The sequence below is a fragment of the Flagellimonas sp. 2504JD1-5 genome (genome assembly GCF_053618295.1).
Genome location: NZ_JBSIOU010000002.1, coordinates 1,201,286 through 1,218,763 on the forward strand (window position 1 = coordinate 1,201,286; position 17,478 = coordinate 1,218,763).

A 17,478-nucleotide genomic window follows, 5' to 3' on the forward strand; every position below is an offset into this window, starting at 1 on the left:
GTTATTCTTCTTCATCTGATTTGGAGGACTGTGCGTCTTCCGAATCGGATGCAGAGAAATCATCTATTTTATTATCGACCAAAAGGTTGTACCACTGCACAATTTTCTTAATGTCGCTGGCGTACACCCTATCCTCGTCATAATTGGGCAAAACCTCGAAAAAATATTCTTCAAGCTGGATTTTTTCGGCTTTGTGGCTAACGGAAGTCTTTTTGCCGCCTTCTTTCTCTTTGATCTTTTGAAAAACTTCCCTTAAGGGAACTTCTTCTTCCAATGTATAAATTGCAATTTCCGACAATACGCTTACATTGCTTCGAAGGCCGACGGAAACTCTTTTACCATCTAGCAAAGATTCGCCTACAAAACCACTTCTGGTCTGTGTCAACAACTTATAAAGTCCTGGTTTTCCTCCTATGGATAAAATTTTGTCTAATGCCATTTTTACAATTTATGCGCGCAAAATTATGCTTTTAATTGAAACTCAATTTTTTTTAACGTGCTTTTTTGATGTTGGGAAATCGCATCTTATAATCCACATTGATTTTCCCTTTGGAAATCTTGTCCAATCTATTCTTTAAAAGCCTCTTTTTCAGGGAGGAAAGCTTATCCGTGAACAAAACGCCCTCAATATGATCATATTCGTGTTGGATTACTCTTGCCAAGAGTCCATCGAAGGTTTCGGTATGCTCCTTAAAATTTTCATCAAGGTAGCTTATAGTGATTTCGGGCTTTCGTTTTACATCTTCCCTTATATCGGGTATGCTCAAACACCCTTCATTAAAATCCCATGCATCGCCAGCTTCCTCTTCAATTTTAGCATTGATAAACACTTTTTTAAAACCCTCCAGTGCTTTTTGTTCTTCCTCCGTCAATTCCTCATCATCAGCAAAAGGAGAGGTGTCTACCAAAAATAGGCGAATGGGCAGTCCTATTTGAGGAGCAGCCAATCCAACACCATGTGCATTGTACATGGTATCCCACATATTGGAAATCAGCTCTTCCAATTTAGGGTAATCGGCAGCGATATCTTTTGCCACTTTCCTCAAAACGGGGTCTCCATAGGCAACTATAGGTATGATCATAGGTTAAATGCTGTTAAGGTATGCTTGTAAAATAATTGTGGCGCTGATTTCGTCCACCAACGCTTTGTTCTGTCTCTTTTTCTTTTTCATTCCGCTGTCCAACATGGATTGAAATGCCATTTTGGACGTAAAGCGTTCATCTTGTCGTTCTATTGGAACTGACGGAAACTTATTGGAAAGCTTTTTTAAAAAAGGTTGAATCAATGCTTCCGATTCAGAAGGCGTATTGTCCATTTGTTTTGGAAGTCCCACCACAAACTTTTCCACCTTCTCTTTTTCCAAATAATCAGCAAGAAAGGAAATCAACTCCTTGGTATCCACAGTGGTAAGTCCCGAAGCAATCAATTGCAGCTCATCGGTCACTGCAATCCCGGTTCTAACCTTTCCATAATCCAACGCCAAAATTCTTGCCAATTCAAAATTTTTGGCAAAAATAAACCTAAAAATGTTATGCCCTTAAAATAAGCTGGAATATTCTATTGAGCCGAGTATCTTTGCCAAAACTTTATTTGAAATGACAGCGTTAAGAGCACTTATAGAAAAAGCTTGGGACAACCGGGATTTGTTGAAGGAAGAAGAAACCCAAAATGCCATTCGGGAGGTAATCAATCGAATAGATTTGGGTGAATTGCGATGTGCTGAACCCAAAGAAGGTGAATGGCAAATCAACGAATGGGTAAAAAAAGCCGTAGTGCTCTATTTTCCCATCCAAAAAATGGAAGTGCTCGAAGTTGGAATTTTTGAATATCATGACAAGATTCCTTTAAAAAGAGGTTATAAAGAGAAAGGTGTTCGGGTAGTACCTCATGCTGTTGCCAGACATGGTGCATATATCTCACCCGGAACCATATTAATGCCCAGCTATGTAAATATTGGCGCTTATGTGGATGAGGGCACCATGGTCGATACCTGGGCTACCGTAGGTAGTTGCGCCCAGATAGGCAAAAATGTGCATTTAAGTGGTGGCGTTGGTATTGGAGGTGTATTGGAGCCTTTGCAAGCAGCTCCAGTTATTATCGAAGACAATGCCTTTATTGGTTCACGTTGCATTGTTGTGGAAGGTGTTCGTGTGGAAAAGGAGGCTGTTTTGGGTGCAAATGTGGTGCTTACTGCTTCAACCAAAATAATTGATGTCACTGGTGATGAACCCATAGAGTTGAAGGGTAGAGTTCCGGCAAGATCTGTTGTAATCCCAGGAAGTTATACCAAACAATTTGCAGCTGGCGAGTATCAGGTGCCCTGCGCCTTGATCATTGGAAAAAGAAAAGAAAGTACGGATAAAAAGACATCGCTCAACAATGCACTTAGAGAACATGATGTTGCCGTTTAACCTTTGTGCAAATCCTCATTCCTATCTAATCCACCTATATTTTTTATGCAATTTGTAGTTTTTTTTTGACACTTCAAGCAACCTTCTTATACTTCCTATATCTATAAAATATTGATTTAAACTGTTAAAATTTTAATGAAAAGTAGGGTTTCTGAATGCTTGGTTGTTTTGTAGGAAAATAACCCCGCAAACAATTTTTACCCCATTTTTTTGTTATAGTTTTGTAGTCACCAAACCTCGTACCGATAAATATGGCTGTTTTGAGCACCCCAAAGCAAAAAATATCAGCATTGATCATAACCTACAATGAGATAGGTTACATTGAAAGATGCATCGATTCTATCTCATTTGCAGATGAAATTCTTGTTGTTGATTCGTACAGCACCGATGGCACCCATGAATATTTACAGAATCATCCGAAGGTTAGGGTTATTCAAAATCCTTTTGAAAATTTTACAGCGCAAAAGAATTTTGCCTTAAGGCAAGCATCCAATGATTGGATTCTTTTTGTTGATGCCGATGAAGTAGTTGGTGAAAAGCTTCAAGGTGAAATCTTGGCGACAATCAATAATCCCAATGCATGCGAGGCTTATTGGTTTTACCGCAATTTCATGTTCCAAAACCAGCGCTTGCATTTTAGTGGATGGCAAACGGACAAAAATCATCGTCTTTTTAGAAAAAGTAAGGTGAAATTTACCGACAAGAAATTGGTACATGAAACCCTGGAGGTAGATGGAAAATCTTGCATCCTAAAGGAAAGACTCACCCACTACTGTTATAAAAATTATGAGGATTACAAAGGCAAAATGCTCCGCTATGGACAGTTAAAGGCCAAAGAGTCCTTTTATAAGGAAAAGCAGTTCAATTACGCCTTGATGATCATTAAGCCTTTTTGGAAATTCTTCAACCATTACATCATCCGATTAGGATTTTTAGATGGTAAAAAGGGTATCATTATTTCCTATCTCAATGCCTTGAGCGTATTGGAAAGATATCGTGAATTGAAACGGTTGGAAAAGAAAAATGAACTTACCTATTATTTGGTAATGCCATAATGGCTCCAAACTAATTTCTGATTTCTTGTTTCCCTGCGAATTGCCTGATTTTTGGCAATGGATTCTGGCGTTTTATACCCTCTTTTATGATCTAAGTGCACACAAACAGCACTATAGCGTAGTTGTTTGGATTTAATGCCAAAATTGAACAAACGTTCACCCAATTCCCGATCTTGTCCTCCATATTGCATGCGTTCGTCAAAACCGTTCACGTTTACAATATCTTTTTTCCATCCTGAAGAATTGTGTCCATTCCAACTTGCGTTTGTTGGGGTAAAAGTGTTCAACAACTTGGAGATAAACCCGCTTGCGGTCAATTTATTGTTTTTGAATGTCTTTGGCACTCCCTGCTCCTTCAACCAGTGGATATTAAAACAGTTTTGCCGCTCAATATCCTTCAGGGTTATCAAGTTTGAGATATTCATGGGGAGCATATAGTATCCACCGGAAATAAAATAGCCTTCTTCTTTATTTATATAGTGCACCTCAACAAAATCTTCACGGGGAATACAATCTCCATCGGTCATAATAATATAATCGGCATTACAGGCCACCACCGCTTTATTTAGGATTCTCGATTTCTGGAAACCTTCGTCCTCTTGCCACACATGAACAATATTATAAAAGACCTCTTTGGACATCGTCTCTAACAGTTCCTTGGTTTTTGGCCCTGACCCATCATCTGCAACAACCACTTCAAAATCCCTGAAAATCTGGCAATTAAAGCCCCAAAGCACCTTCTTCAACCATTCCTCAGAATTATAAGTACTTACAATAATCGATATTTTAGGTGTATCCTTTTCCACTGATTTCATCCCGGCAAAAATAGAAATATAAAATATTATCGCATATGCTTAATTTTGACTTCTTAAAAGTTCCAGATGAAAGTAAAAGAAATACCCATCTCGCTCTATTCCCAAATTAAGCTTTCGTCTCTATCCAAGGAAAAGTTAATTGATAAAAAAGAACAAATACCCGTTGTAGCTTCAGTTGCTTCAATCCCTTCAAGACTTGGTATAGTTCACCTTACGATTAGAAGCATCCTAAATCAAAGCATACTACCTAAAAAAATCATCCTTTGGTTGCATAAAGATTTGAAAAACAAAATTCCAAGGAAGCTGTCCTATTTGGAAGGTGATATTTTCGGTATCAAATTTTCTGAATCTAAGAGTTCACATCGTAAACTAGTTGAAACCCTAAAAATTTATCCAAACGATACCATCGTGACCTTCGACGATGATATGATGTACCGAAAAAATTGGTTATCCAATCTTTATCATATTCATAAGGAAAATCTCGAAAAAATTGTTGCGAACCAAACTCGATGTATCACACGAAACGAATCCGGGGATTTATTATCCTACAAACAGTGGAGCTCTGGAAAATCGCCTTGCGCTACCCCGGATACTGTCCTACCAATTGGAGCTGGTGGAACCTTGTATCCTCCAAATTCGTTGGATAATCAGGTTTTCGATGAAAAGTTATATATGCAACTGGCCCCAAAAGCAGATGATCTTTGGTTTAAGGCCATGGGGCTTTTAAAAGCAACCCAATCCATACAGGCACCCAATAGTGGTAAGGAACCCACCCCTATTTGGGGTTCACAAAAAGTCTCTTTAAAAAAGACAAACATTTCAGAAGATAAAAATCGGACGCAATGGTTAGCTTTGGCTGATTATTTTAATCTCAAAGTATAAAAAGTTGATTGAAGAAATCAATAAGTGCATAAAAGAACTGCAACAGGGTAATTTAATCCTCTACCCTACCGATACTGTCTGGGGAATAGGCTGTGATGCCACCAATCCCGATGCAGTTAAAAAGGTATACACTTTAAAAAATAGAGAAGATAGCAAAGCTCTAATTTGTTTGGTTGGCAACCAAGCCATGTTGGAAAGATATATAAACGAGGTTCCTGAAGTCGCATATGACCTTATAGACCTAGCTGAAAAACCAATTACAATAATATTTGACCAACCTAAGGGAGTGGCTAAAAATCTGATTGCAGAAGATAACACACTGGCCATTCGAGTGGCCTCGGATAAATTTTGCCAATACCTCATCAACAAGTTTGGTAAACCTGTTGTTTCCACTTCGGCCAACATTTCTGGCATGCCCACACCAAAACAATTCAAAGAGATAGGTCAAGAAATTTTAAAAGGAGTGGACTATGTGGTAAATTTGCCCGACGAGAACAAAAATCCTTCCCCATCATCTATCATAAAATTGGGCAATGATGGCCAAGTGAAGGTAATTCGCGAATAAAGCGCTTCTAAATCATCCAAAAGGTGTTGGTGAAGAGAGAAACATTAAAGTTTAGAAGCAAGCTTCGTACTAAAATAACTCTCGATTATCGAGTAAAATGACGCAGGAATTCCATAAAAAACCCATACAGCACCCTATTTTTAAGCTTATTGGAGAAACTTCAGACGAATTGGGCATGGATTCCTATGTCATCGGCGGGTTTGTGCGGGATTATTTTTTAGACCGAGGCACTCCAAAGGATATTGATATTGTAGCCATTGGAAGTGGAATACAACTGGCCCAAAAAGTAGCCTCAAAGCTCAAGGGAAACCCACAAGTATCCGTATTTAAAAATTTCGGCACCGCCATGATCAAACATAAAGACCTTGAACTGGAATTTGTAGGCGCCCGGAAAGAAAGTTATCAGCGCAATAGTAGAAAACCCATAGTCGAGGACGGAACTCTACAAGACGATCAAAACCGTCGCGATTTTACCATCAATGCCATGGCTTTGGCCCTTAATCCAGCTAATTTTGGGCAACTTTTAGACCCATTTGATGGTCGAAAAGATCTAGGTCGAAAGATTATTCGAACTCCGTTGGATCCCAAAATCACCTATTCCGATGATCCTTTACGAATGATGAGGGCGATTCGGTTCGCTTCCCAATTGAATTTTGAAATTGAGGTTCGGTCACTCCAAGCCATTTTAGAAAACAAAGATCGTATCAAAATTGTTTCGGAGGAAAGAATAGTTGATGAGCTACATAAAATCTTATTGAGCAAAAAGCCTTCCATGGGCTTCCAATTGATGCATCAAACTGGACTTTTGTCTATTATTCTTCCAGAGCTCACAGCACTCCAAGGGATTGAGGAAATTGAAGGGCAGCGGCACAAGGACAACTTTTGGCACACTTTGGAAGTGGTTGACAATATTTCTGAAAACACGGATAACCTTTGGTTACGATGGGCAGCGCTGTTACACGACATTGGCAAAGCACCCACCAAACGTTTCCACAAAAAAATTGGATGGACGTTTCATGCGCATGAGTTTGTAGGTTCAAAAATGGTGTACAAACTTTTCAAAAGACTACGCATGCCGTTAAACGACAAAATGAAATTCGTACAAAAAATGGTGTTAATGAGCTCAAGACCCATAATATTGTCCGAAGACTTTGTTACCGATTCAGCGGTACGGCGGTTGGTATTTGATGCGGGAGATTATATCGATGACCTTATGACATTATGCGAGGCGGACATCACCACTAAAAATCCAAAAAAGCAAAGAAAGTATAAGAACAACTTTAAGATTGTACGCCAAAAAATAGTTGAGGTAGAGGAAAAGGATCAGGTACGCAATTTTCAACCTCCAGTTTCTGGCGAAGAAATCATGAAAACGTTCAATTTGAAACCATCCAAAGAAATTGGAATCATCAAAGACGCCATAAAGGAGGCCATTTTGGAAGGTGAAATCCCAAACGAATACCAAGCAGCCTATGATTTTATGCTTCAAAAAGGGAAAGAAATGAACCTAAATCAAAAATCGAATGAAAAATAACAAGTATGTTATCTATTGGTTGCTGACAGGCTGTGTTCTTATTTTCATTATGGTTGTGGTTGGTGGTATTACCAGATTGACCCACTCAGGGCTTTCCATCTCAGATTACAAACTCATTACCGGTACTATTCCCCCCATGAACCAACAGGAGTGGGAAGATGCCTTTGAACTTTACAAACAATACCCCGAGTACCAAAAACTGAATTACCATTTTAGCCTAGAAGATTTTAAAAGCATCTATTTTTGGGAATGGTTGCATCGGGTAATTGGCAGACTAATAGGTGTTGTTTTTATCATTCCTTTTTTATTCTTTTTGGTTCGTAAAAAATTGGACAAACCAACCATTAAAAAATGTCTGGTCTTACTCTTTTTGGGTGCATTTCAGGGTTTTTTGGGTTGGTATATGGTAAAAAGTGGCCTCGTGGACCGTCCCGATGTTTCACATTATAGACTTGCAGCACATTTAACCACAGCTTTCCTGACCTTTGCCTATAGCCTTTGGGTTGCTCTTGATCTAAAGTATCCGGAGAAAAAAGAAATCAATATTGGCATCCGAAATTTGATACGTCTCGCTTTTGTGGTTTTGGTACTTCAAATTATTTGGGGTGCTTTTGTCGCAGGATTGGATGCAGGGTTTATTCACAATCACTGGCCCATGATGAGTGAAGGCAAATTAATGCATGCAACCGTATACATTGAACAGCAACCTTTCCTAAAAAACTTTATCGAAGGTAAAAGTGGGGTTCAATTTGTACACCGATATATGGCATATATTGTTGTTGCGCTTATAATATGGATATGGTACCGCACCAAAAACATGAACCTGACCATATTGCAGAGCAAGGGGATAAAATCATTGCTTATCCTTGTGTTGCTTCAATTTTTATTGGGTGTGTTCACTTTGATTTATGCCGTTCCACTTTGGCTTGGGGTGGCTCACCAGGTTTGTGCATTTTTTTTATTGGCATCCATGACCTTTACCTTGCACAGATTCACCAAATGAAACACTATTTGTCTTAACTTTGTTCCCTATTTAATTTTTGTTGAATGATTTATAAAATCAGGATAATTCTGGATGCTGAGGAAGATATCTTTAGAGATATCGAAATTGAAGCTTCCAACACCTTGGAAGAGTTCCATGATGCGATCACCCAAGCTTTTGGGTTCGGCGGAAGCGAAATGGCCTCCTTTTACACTTGTGACGAAGAATGGAAGCAGGATGAGGAAATTGCGCTGTTTGACATGAGTGAAACCGGCTCAAATGTTAGATTGATGAACGAAACCTCTTTGGACGATGTGCTTTCCGAACAAAACCCAAAACTAATCTATGTATACGATTTTCTGAGCATGTGGACCTTTTTTGTAGAATTGGCCGATATTGTAGAAAAAGAAAATGGTAGGTCTTACCCCAACGTCCTCTTTAGTTTTGGCGAACTTCCCGATTCCCCACCAGAGAAAAAATTCGAATCCCAATCAGAAATAGAGTTTGGCGATCCGCTGGACAGCTATGATGACCTGGATTTTGACGAAAATTGGAACTAACAAATACAATAAACAATTGCCAATCACCAATGAACAATTAAAAAATTGATTATTGTTTATTGCTAATTGATAACTGACAAACAAAATGCTAAACCTATACCCTGCCCAAATCGAAAGTGTGTGCCTCCATCGCGTAGGAAACAAAAGTAAGAACGAGCCCATTTTTCTATCATCTGAACCTTTTTCACTAAACGATGAAATGGCCGGCTTGCTGAAAGAATATTTTTTTAAACCTTTTCGTGAGAAAGAAGAAAACTATTTCAAGTTTGCCCATGAAGTGGATTTGGAGTTTAACGAAGTTTACAAATCGGTTTCTACACTTTTTGAAGATAGTTCTTCGGCATATCAGGTTTCCAAACAAATTACGACCCATCTTTTTGAACAATCCAACCATCCACATATAAAAAGTGGGGAGGTGTATGTGGTTCATTTCTCAGATATGGTTGTCGATAATCAAAAGACAGATGCTATTGGAATCTTCAAAAGTGAATTGAAGCATGATTTCCTGCAGTTTGAAGAACAAGGACAAAACTTGGAAATTCTGATTCAACAAGGTATCAACATCAACAAATTAGATAAGGGTTGCATAATATTCAACATTGAAAAAGAAGAAGGTTATAAAGTACTTTCTGTGGATAGCAATCGTTACGATGCCAAATATTGGTTGGAAAACTTTTTGGGAATAGCACCATTGACCGATGAGAATTTTTACACCAAAAACTATTTAAAGTTTTGTCAGAATTTTGCCAAGGATGTGGTTTTACCGGCAGAGGACAAGCAACAAGAGGTTCTATTTATGAACCGAGCTGTAAATCACTTCGCCAAGAATGACGCCTTTGAGGAAACTTCATTTTTAAATGAGGTCATGGAAAATCCTGAACTAATCCCTGAGTTTAAGCACTACAAAGTAGAAAAGGGTCCAAAGTACAGCATCGAAGATGTTTCCAACTTCGATATTGCCAATAAGGCCGTGTCAGATGCTCGAAAAAAAATAAAGAATGTCATCAATTTAGATACCAACATCCAGATAAAAATGGACTTCATTAATCCAGAATCAGCACAAAAATTTGTGGAAAAAGGTTGGGACGAGGAACGACAGATGTACTATTACCTGGTTTATTTTAATAAAGAGCAGAAAAGTTAGTTGGAACAATTATCAATTAACAGTGTACAATTGTCAATTGTCAATTGCTAATTGGAAATTGAACATTGACTCCTAGAATTTTTTATCAATAATCTCCCTCATACTCACATCCTGATAGTTGCGCTTTACAAAATCAAGAGCTAAGGAAAGTACTTCTCCCATAGTAGTGCACTTTTTAAAATTGACATCCTTTGCCAGGTCGTATATTTCAAGTTTGAGTTTGGTAATATTTTCGTCCAATGAAATTTCGTCTTCCAAACAAGCATCCAAAAGGCGTTTTATTCGGTCGCCAGAACTCATTATCCGTTTGGCCACAATCGAGCGTTCTTCAATTTTATATTGATCTACGGAATGTTTTTGCAGTTTTTCGCGCACCAATTCCACCATTCTATAATTCTCTTTAAAAAACTGAGGCCGATAGACTTTAAGCCTTCCCTCAAAACATTGTTGGTCAAAATCTATGGCCCTAATCTTGTACACCACATGGTCAAAATCATGGGTGGGCACAATCACATAATTGTAAGAGCGCATATCGCCTAGCAACCGAATCATACAACGTTCATTGAATTTCACAAATTCTTTGGCCAATTGTGCTTTTTCAGGTTCGGTACACTTGGGAAGCATATCATCGATAAAAACATCACCGGGGATTCCAGCAATATGTTCCTCAATCAATGTATCCCCATAAACCAAAAAATTAAGATTGTATGGAGACAGCATATGCTCCAGTTCAAGGCCATAAACCCTAGAAGCATCGGCCTTTTTCACATAGAAATAAGTGTAATTATCGTTGAGGATGTTTCTAACCTTGATTCGGAAAGGTTTGGAGTTTCCAAAGGTGCAATAATCCACGGCATCCACATTAAGGTATTCCAAAATGCGGTTACTACCATCAGAATGCAAAATGGAATACACCTTTTTTAGGCTTAAGTCTATTTCTTCGCGATCAAAATCGGAATAATAAACCCGAACCCAAAGCGTATCATGACCTTCAGCATCGTAAACCACGACGGAGCCAGCAAAGCGAAGTAAATCATCATAAAAAATAGGAATCTCAATCTTTCGGTTGTAACGATCAAGGTATGCATCCAGCTTTTTATTGACAGGATATGCCGGTTTTTTCTTTGACATCAACTTTTCATCGGACATTCTTTCCCTATTTTGTAACAAATTCTACAATACCTCGTCAAGTTACTATAAACAAATCAAAAAACGATTCCATCTTGGAAACTATACTGACCGTAAAAAGTTTAACAAAAAAATTTGGCTATCTAACAGCAGTGAAGGATTTATCCTTTACTATTGAAAAAGGTAATGTCTATGGCATTTTAGGGCCTAACGGAAGTGGTAAATCGACCACTTTGGGCATTATTTTAAATGTTGTCAATCGCACTTCTGGCGATTTTAGCTGGTTCGATGGTAACACAACTACCCACGATGCTTTAAAAAAGGTAGGGGCCATAATTGAGCGCCCTAATTTCTATCCTTACATGACCGCTATTCAAAATTTGAAACTGGTTTGCAAGATCAAGGAAGTTCCAGAAACCAAAATTGAGGAGAAATTGGAACTTGTAGGCTTATGGGACCGTCGAAATAGTAAATTCAAAACCTATTCGCTAGGGATGAAGCAACGATTGGCAATAGCTTCTGCCCTACTCAACGATCCCGAAATACTCATTTTGGATGAACCTACCAACGGATTGGATCCCCAGGGTATCCATCAAATTAGGCAAATCATCAAAAAAATCGCCGGTCAAGGCACCACCATCTTGTTGGCCTCCCATTTATTGGATGAGGTTGAAAAAGTCTGTTCGCATGTTGTCATTTTAAGAAAAGGTGAGAAGTTGTATTCAGGTCCTGTGGACGAAATGTTATCGAGTCATGGTTTCTTTGAACTAAAAACTTCCGATATGGATAAGTTGGAAAAACTCTTAGAGAAAAATGCCAGTTTCGGAAAAATTACCAAAGAGAACGGCACCTTGACTGCTTTTTTAAAGGAGGAAATGAATGCGGAAGAACTAAACAAAATGCTATTTGACAACGGAATGGTTCTATCGCATCTTGTGAAGCGAAAAGAAAGCCTTGAAGAACAATTTTTAACCTTGACCAAGAACAACTAACATGGTACGCTTACTACAAATAGAATTTATAAAGCTTTGGAATAACAGAGCCAGTAAAATACTCATCACCTCTTATTTTATTTTATTAACATCAATTGCATTGATCGCTGCGATTAAGTTTGATATAGGCCCTGTTCAATTCCACCTAGCGGACCAAGGGATTTTTAATTTTCCTTACATCTGGCATTTCAACACCTTTGTAACCGCAATTTTTAAACTTTTCTTGGCCATAGTCATCGTTTCTATGATGGCCAATGAATATAGCAACAAAACCATTAAACAGAATTTAATAGATGGGCTTTCCAAAAAGGAATTTATCCTATCGAAGTTTTTAACGGTGATCTCCTTCTCACTGGTTTCCACGGTCTTTGTCTTTGTGGTGTCCATGATCTTGGGACTGGTTTATTCCGATTACAACGAAATGTCGATTATTTTTTCTGACATGGAGTTTTTGTTGGCATTTTTTATAAAATTGGTGGGGTTCTTCTCGTTTTGCCTCTTTCTAGGCATTTTTGTGAAACGGTCCGCATTTGCCTTAGGGTTTCTGATTCTGTGGGCAGTTCTGGAACAAGTTATTTTCGGTTTGTTGGGTTGGAAAGTAATGAGTTGGGACAACGCCAAAATAATTAAAGATTTTTTCCCTCTTGAGTCAATGACCAACTTAATCAAAGAACCCTTTACCCGACTTTCTGCCGTACAAAATATAGGTCAGCAGATTGGAGAAAACATGAAATTTGATTATCAAGTTTATTGGTATGAATTTATAATTGTCATCTTCTGGACGGCCCTTTTCATCTATTTATCCCACGTATTATTGAAAAAGCGCGATTTGTAGTATCTTGTGAGGTGCTGTATCTCACAGAATGCTATATAGAAATTGTCTCATATTAATTCTTTGCCTGTCTTCCCATGCCCTATTGGGACAAGGAGAGACGGCAAACTGGTATTTTGGAAATGGAGCTGGAGTCAGTTTTAATAACGATGGTACTGTTACACCTTTGAACAATGGTCGTATTAGTACTTTTGAAGGTTGCGCTTCCATTTCAGACGCCGCAGGTAATCTCATATTGTATACAGATGGCATTCGGGTTTTTGACCGAAATCACAACATAATGCAAAATGGCAGTGGGCTATTCGGCGACCCTTCCAGCACGCAATCGGCCATTATTGTGCAAAAGCCGAACGACCCCAACATCCTTTATATTTTTACCGTGGATACCAAAACGTTTGAGGAAGATCCTGATTACGGCCTCAACTATTCCACCGTGGACCTTACTCTGAACAATGGAAATGGGGCAGTTATTGAAAAAAACGTCAATCTTTTAAGGGACTGCTCCGAAAAAGTCTCTGCCGTGGTCAAAAACTGTTTTGACAAGTCAATTTGGGTGGTAACCTTAGGAAGGGAAAACAATGGAGATGACCCTTTTGACACCTATTACGCTTTTGAAATTACCACAACAGGGGTAAATACAACTCCCGTTGCCAGCACCTTTAACAATTTAAGGGTTGTAGATCCACGGGGCTATCTTAAATTTTCGGCTGATGGAAGCATTTTGGCCAGCGCCAATTCTTCAGCGGGTCTATATTTATATGATTTTGATGTTAACACTGGAGTTTTGTCCAACCAAGAACGACTTTTGGTTTCCGCGCCGAATAAATTCCCATATGGGATTGAGTTTTCACCCAATCAGCGCTTCCTATACGCCCATGCCACCAATAATGCGCCTGCGGGTGAAGTAGGAGTCCATTCATCATCGCTTTTGCAATATGACTTGACCGCTCCCAACATTGCAGCCTCAGAGATTGAAATTGACCGAAGGGCAATCTACAGAGGTGCACTTCAACTAGGCCAAAACGGTAAAATATATAGGACCATAGCTGAAAACTACTTGAGAGGAACGCCATATTTAGGCGTTATTGAGAATCCTAATGAACTTGGCAATGCGGCTAACTATGTACACAACGCCGTTTTTCTGAATGGAAGAAATGCGACACAAGGACTCCCTCCTTTTATCCAATCATTTTTTGACCGTATCGATATCATAAAAAATGCAGATGGGTCCACCGGTTCATCGCTTGCTTTATGCGAAGGAGAACAATTCACCTTGGAAGCTGAAAATATTCCAAATGCAATTTACAATTGGGAAAAGGATGGAAATCCGATGGCAATAGCGACCAATACCCTTACTATAGATCCTGCGAATGTCTCCGATTCTGGAAGATATAGTCTGGAGATTATCTTGGCAGATCCGGGAGAATGCCCAATAATTGGCGAAGCCTTTATTTCGGTAAGTCCGTTACCTCAGGCGGAACCTCTTGTTTTGATACAATGTGACGCTTCCACAGCCAATTCAACCGATGGGATAGCTCCATTCAATTTGGAAGAAGCAATAACCTCGCAGGATTATACTTATTTCTTTTATGAATCATTGGCAGATTTAAATGCCGATAATCCTATCATCAATCCAATTGGTTTTACCAATACAAACCCCTTTGACCAAACCATTTATTATAAAATTGTAGATGATCAAGGCTGCGAAGATTTGTCCACACTCGATTTACAAGTGAGATCAGTGGTTTTTAGCCCCAACGACGAGAAAAATTATTATGTGTGTGACGATAACCCTGATGACTTGGTCTTGGATGGAACTTTTGACCTAGATACCCTATTGAATCAAGATTATCCAAATGACAATGTTGCGCTTTATACTTCATTGGATGATGCGTCTTTGGAGCAGCAACCTATCAGTGGAAACTATAGAACAGAGTCCACTACCATTTATGCCAGAATAGAAAATTCGAACGTATGCGAGGATGTTGATGTTATCAATCTTATTGTGAACCCAACCCCTTTGTTCACATTCGATGGGGAGGTACTTTGGTGTACCGATGGACCACCAATTTTGTTGGAAGCCCCTGTAGGTTTCGACCTTTACCGCTGGTATACAAATGAAGGTGGTACTAGACAAGAAATCAGCTCTCAACAAGTGGCTGAGATAGCTGCGGTTGGAAGTTATGTGTTAGAAGCAGGTTATAGGTATGTTACTAGCGAAGGCACTTTTGATTGTATGAATGAAGTAGGTTTTGTTGTAAATCCATCAAATCGGGCAATTGTTGAAAATGTTGGGGTCGAGGATATTTCCGATAACAACAAAATAGAAATATTGGTTTCCGGAGATGGCAATTACGAATACGCCATCATTGATGAGACCAATTATCAAGACTCTCCAACTTTTGAAAATGTACCTCCAGGATTTATTACGGTTTTTGTGCGTGATAAAAACGGATGTGGTGTATCCTCAGAATTGGTCTCTGTGATTGGTTATCCCAAATTTTTCACACCAAATGGAGACAACATAAACGATACATGGCAGATCATAGGTATCGATGAGCAATTTCAATCCGAAAGTATTATTTCAATCTACAATAGGTTTGGTAGACTTATGGCACAAATAAGTCCTAAAACAGGTGGCTGGAATGGCACATTTAACAATAGTATCCTTCCTGCAGCTGATTATTGGTTTAAAGTCGCGCTGGAAGACGGCCGTATTTTCAAAGGTCATTTTGCCTTGAAACGATGATGTATTGAAGAAATTTGACTAACTTAAAATGTTTGATTCTGGTCAAATGTTAAAAAAATTGCTCCTTATTCTCTTCCTCTGTGTTGCTGAAATTGGGTCAGCACAGGAATGTCCAAACTTGTTAAGTCCTTTGGATGGTGCGACCAATGCCCCTGTTGACACCACGATTTCTTGGGAGTCGATCGATGGAGTTCCAGGGTATCGTATCCGACTGGGGCTAACCCCTGGCGGCTCCGAAATTCTAGAACGCTCTGTGGGAACCTCTACCTCATATACCCCACCTTTGGGGTTACCGGAGAATACCCAAATCCATGTAACGATTATTTTGGATTTTCTATTCAGTGGAGGCGAAGATATTGTTTGTTCAGGTCAATCTTTCAGAACAGAAGATGTCACTACCCCTCCGGGCTGTACAACTATAAGAAACCCTGTTGATGGCGCGATCAATGTAAGCGTATTTTCAAATATCGTATGGAATTATGCTCCCACAGCTACCGATTATTCCATTAGCCTGGGAACCTCGCCTGGAGGAAGCGAAATTTTACCTCCTACTTTAACCGGAAACAGATTGTCATTTAGCCCGCCAAGTCAACTTCCTTCCAATACCGTTATTTATGTTACCATAGTTCCAAGAAATGAAAATGGCTCAGCCACCGGATGCACGGGAACTAGTTTCACAACAGGCGCTGTTGCAAGTATACCTGGATGTACCAGTCTTATCAATCCATTAAACGGGGAGACAAACGTACCGCTCACCCCATTGTTGGAGTGGGTGCCCGTATCGGGTGCAAGTGGTTACCGCATCACTATTGGCACAACACCTGATTCGGCGGACATTTTAGACAATACTGCATTCCCATCGAATTCTACTTTTGTGTTGGAATTTGAGCCGAATCGGACATTTTTCATCACCATTGTTCCCTTTAATTCCGCCGGAGATGCTATTGGCTGTGGACAAGAAACTTTTTCGACACTCTTGGGTTGCGGCCCTTATCTGGATACCACTACGGGGGAATTTGTTTCTTTGAATCCAGAAATTACCTTCCCCGATACCTTATCGCTATGTTCAAATGAATTGCCCTATACGGTTTCTGCCACCGATACGGCAGATGGCTATCGATGGTATAAAATTGACCCATTTGGAAACGAAAGTCTTATTTCGGAAACTGCAGATGTTGAGTTGAGCGAAAATGGCACCTATCGCTATGAAATTTATACCAATATTACCCAAACGGGACAGCTTATCGAATGTTCGTCCACCAAGGAATTTGAGGTGGTTTCATCAGAAATAGCAACAATCAACAACCTAAATGTTCAAGATTCGGGATTGAATTTGCAAGTGACCGTTGACGCTTCAGGAGCAGGAGATTATGAATATGCAGTGGACAATATCAACGGACCTTACCAAAATAACAATGTGTTCAACAATATAGAACCTGGGACACATACTTTTTATGCGCGCGACAAAAATGGATGCGGTATTGCGGAAAAAACTTTTTCCCAAGACCTGACCGTTGAGGGATTTCCAAAATTTTTCACTCCAAACGGGGACAGTGTGAACGACTTTTGGCAGTTTATTCAGCCTCGAAATTCAGAAGTTGTTGTATTTCAATCCATTCGGATTTTTAACCGTTATGGGATGTTATTAAAAGAAATCTCCCAAAATTCAAGGGGGTGGGATGGTAATTTTAGTGGTCGGCCCCTGCCCTCTGGGAATTATTGGTTCAAGGCAGTAGATGTTTCCAATCGCGAAATAAAAGGGTTTTTCGCCCTTAAAAGATAATACCTTTTTTTACTTCGTTTTGGAATCTCCCTTTAGTATTTTTAT

The 17,478-nt window shown here is 39.3% G+C and carries 17 protein-coding genes; 12 read left to right on the plus strand and 5 right to left on the minus strand.

Going from position 1 to position 17,478, the window contains the following annotated elements:
* Position 1 precedes the first annotated feature (1 nt).
* From ACULLG_RS14890 to ruvX, 3 genes are read right to left on the minus strand one after another with little or no spacing between them, the layout of a single operon-like run.
* Positions 2–439: a DUF5606 family protein gene (locus ACULLG_RS14890; protein WP_452127591.1), complete on the minus strand. Its 438-nt coding sequence runs from the start codon at positions 437–439 to the stop codon at positions 2–4.
* A gap of 52 nt (positions 440–491) precedes the next feature.
* On the minus strand, positions 492–1,082 hold the full coding sequence (gene def, locus ACULLG_RS14895; RefSeq protein WP_452127592.1) for a peptide deformylase: 591 nt from the start codon (positions 1,080–1,082) through the stop codon (positions 492–494).
* Between the two features lie 3 nt (positions 1,083–1,085).
* Positions 1,086–1,496 carry a Holliday junction resolvase RuvX gene (gene ruvX, locus ACULLG_RS14900; RefSeq protein ID WP_452127593.1) on the minus strand — a complete coding sequence of 137 codons (411 nt, stop codon included), beginning with the start codon at positions 1,494–1,496 and terminating at the stop codon, positions 1,086–1,088.
* A gap of 100 nt (positions 1,497–1,596) precedes the next feature.
* Here ruvX and ACULLG_RS14905 point away from each other — a divergent pair, with 100 nt between their 5' ends.
* On the plus strand, positions 1,597–2,412 hold the full coding sequence (locus ACULLG_RS14905; protein WP_452127594.1) for a 2,3,4,5-tetrahydropyridine-2,6-dicarboxylate N-succinyltransferase: 816 nt from the start codon (positions 1,597–1,599) through the stop codon (positions 2,410–2,412).
* A gap of 251 nt (positions 2,413–2,663) precedes the next feature.
* Complete coding sequence (locus ACULLG_RS14910) at positions 2,664–3,467, plus strand: glycosyltransferase family 2 protein (protein ID WP_452127595.1); 804 nt, start codon at positions 2,664–2,666, stop codon at positions 3,465–3,467.
* On the opposite strand, the gene ACULLG_RS14915 is transcribed toward ACULLG_RS14910, so the two are convergent.
* The gene (locus ACULLG_RS14915) at positions 3,449–4,282 is read right to left on the minus strand and encodes a glycosyltransferase family 2 protein (protein ID WP_452127596.1); all 834 of its coding nucleotides are present in this window, start codon (positions 4,280–4,282) and stop codon (positions 3,449–3,451) included. The genes ACULLG_RS14910 and ACULLG_RS14915 overlap by 19 nt on opposite strands.
* A gap of 66 nt (positions 4,283–4,348) precedes the next feature.
* Here ACULLG_RS14915 and ACULLG_RS14920 point away from each other — a divergent pair, with 66 nt between their 5' ends.
* The 6 genes from ACULLG_RS14920 (at position 4,349) to ACULLG_RS14945 (ending at position 9,949) form a co-directional block, all read left to right on the plus strand.
* Positions 4,349–5,164, plus strand: a complete 816-nt coding sequence (locus ACULLG_RS14920; RefSeq protein ID WP_452127598.1) for a zinc-binding alcohol dehydrogenase — start codon at positions 4,349–4,351, stop codon at positions 5,162–5,164.
* A gap of 4 nt (positions 5,165–5,168) precedes the next feature.
* The gene (locus tag ACULLG_RS14925) at positions 5,169–5,729 is read left to right on the plus strand and encodes an L-threonylcarbamoyladenylate synthase (RefSeq protein ID WP_452127599.1); all 561 of its coding nucleotides are present in this window, start codon (positions 5,169–5,171) and stop codon (positions 5,727–5,729) included.
* 97 nt (positions 5,730–5,826) lie between these two features.
* Positions 5,827–7,263, plus strand: a complete 1,437-nt coding sequence (locus ACULLG_RS14930; protein WP_452127600.1) for a CCA tRNA nucleotidyltransferase — start codon at positions 5,827–5,829, stop codon at positions 7,261–7,263.
* A complete protein-coding gene (locus ACULLG_RS14935) occupies positions 7,253–8,266 on the plus strand; it encodes a COX15/CtaA family protein (RefSeq protein ID WP_452127601.1) in 1,014 nt (337 codons plus the stop codon). Before ACULLG_RS14930 ends, ACULLG_RS14935 begins: the two co-directional genes overlap by 11 nt.
* 44 nt (positions 8,267–8,310) lie before the next feature.
* Positions 8,311–8,805 carry an IS1096 element passenger TnpR family protein gene (locus tag ACULLG_RS14940; protein WP_452127602.1) on the plus strand — a complete coding sequence of 165 codons (495 nt, stop codon included), beginning with the start codon at positions 8,311–8,313 and terminating at the stop codon, positions 8,803–8,805.
* Between the two features lie 85 nt (positions 8,806–8,890).
* Complete coding sequence (locus tag ACULLG_RS14945) at positions 8,891–9,949, plus strand: nucleoid-associated protein (protein ID WP_452127603.1); 1,059 nt, start codon at positions 8,891–8,893, stop codon at positions 9,947–9,949.
* Between the two features lie 72 nt (positions 9,950–10,021).
* On the opposite strand, the gene ACULLG_RS14950 is transcribed toward ACULLG_RS14945, so the two are convergent.
* Entirely contained in the window at positions 10,022–11,098 is a 1,077-nt protein-coding gene (locus tag ACULLG_RS14950; protein WP_452127604.1) for a hypothetical protein, read from the minus strand.
* A gap of 74 nt (positions 11,099–11,172) precedes the next feature.
* On the opposite strand from ACULLG_RS14950, the gene ACULLG_RS14955 reads away from it, so the two are divergent.
* Genes ACULLG_RS14955 through ACULLG_RS14970 form a run of 4 tightly spaced genes read left to right on the plus strand, consistent with a single transcriptional unit; the run spans position 11,173 to position 17,433 of the window.
* A complete protein-coding gene (locus ACULLG_RS14955; protein ID WP_452127605.1) occupies positions 11,173–12,069 on the plus strand; it encodes an ABC transporter ATP-binding protein in 897 nt (298 codons plus the stop codon).
* 1 nt (position 12,070) lies between these two features.
* A complete protein-coding gene (locus ACULLG_RS14960) occupies positions 12,071–12,904 on the plus strand; it encodes an ABC transporter permease (protein ID WP_452127606.1) in 834 nt (277 codons plus the stop codon).
* 28 nt (positions 12,905–12,932) lie between these two features.
* Complete coding sequence (locus ACULLG_RS14965; RefSeq protein WP_452127607.1) at positions 12,933–15,650, plus strand: T9SS type B sorting domain-containing protein; 2,718 nt, start codon at positions 12,933–12,935, stop codon at positions 15,648–15,650.
* 46 nt (positions 15,651–15,696) lie between these two features.
* A complete protein-coding gene (locus ACULLG_RS14970; protein WP_452127608.1) occupies positions 15,697–17,433 on the plus strand; it encodes a T9SS type B sorting domain-containing protein in 1,737 nt (578 codons plus the stop codon).
* Positions 17,434–17,478 lie beyond the last annotated feature (45 nt).

What these genes read in the sequence shown, in the direction of transcription:
- ACULLG_RS14910 (WP_452127595.1), top strand. Translation starts at nt 2,664, where the DNA reads ATGGCTGTTTTGAGCACCCCAAAGCAAAAAATATCAGCATTGATCATA.
- ACULLG_RS14965 (WP_452127607.1), top strand. Translation starts at nt 12,933, where the DNA reads ATGCTATATAGAAATTGTCTCATATTAATTCTTTGCCTGTCTTCCCAT.
- ACULLG_RS14890 (WP_452127591.1), bottom strand. Translation starts at nt 439, where the DNA reads ATGGCATTAGACAAAATTTTATCCATAGGAGGAAAACCAGGACTTTAT.
- ACULLG_RS14915 (WP_452127596.1), bottom strand. Translation starts at nt 4,282, where the DNA reads ATGAAATCAGTGGAAAAGGATACACCTAAAATATCGATTATTGTAAGT.
- ACULLG_RS14930 (WP_452127600.1), top strand. Translation starts at nt 5,827, where the DNA reads ATGACGCAGGAATTCCATAAAAAACCCATACAGCACCCTATTTTTAAG.
- ACULLG_RS14970 (WP_452127608.1), top strand. Translation starts at nt 15,697, where the DNA reads ATGTTAAAAAAATTGCTCCTTATTCTCTTCCTCTGTGTTGCTGAAATT.
- ACULLG_RS14905 (WP_452127594.1), top strand. Translation starts at nt 1,597, where the DNA reads ATGACAGCGTTAAGAGCACTTATAGAAAAAGCTTGGGACAACCGGGAT.
- def (WP_452127592.1), bottom strand. Translation starts at nt 1,082, where the DNA reads ATGATCATACCTATAGTTGCCTATGGAGACCCCGTTTTGAGGAAAGTG.
- ACULLG_RS14950 (WP_452127604.1), bottom strand. Translation starts at nt 11,098, where the DNA reads ATGTCCGATGAAAAGTTGATGTCAAAGAAAAAACCGGCATATCCTGTC.
- ACULLG_RS14940 (WP_452127602.1), top strand. Translation starts at nt 8,311, where the DNA reads ATGATTTATAAAATCAGGATAATTCTGGATGCTGAGGAAGATATCTTT.
- ACULLG_RS14960 (WP_452127606.1), top strand. Translation starts at nt 12,071, where the DNA reads ATGGTACGCTTACTACAAATAGAATTTATAAAGCTTTGGAATAACAGA.
- ACULLG_RS14935 (WP_452127601.1), top strand. Translation starts at nt 7,253, where the DNA reads ATGAAAAATAACAAGTATGTTATCTATTGGTTGCTGACAGGCTGTGTT.
- ACULLG_RS14920 (WP_452127598.1), top strand. Translation starts at nt 4,349, where the DNA reads ATGAAAGTAAAAGAAATACCCATCTCGCTCTATTCCCAAATTAAGCTT.
- ACULLG_RS14945 (WP_452127603.1), top strand. Translation starts at nt 8,891, where the DNA reads ATGCTAAACCTATACCCTGCCCAAATCGAAAGTGTGTGCCTCCATCGC.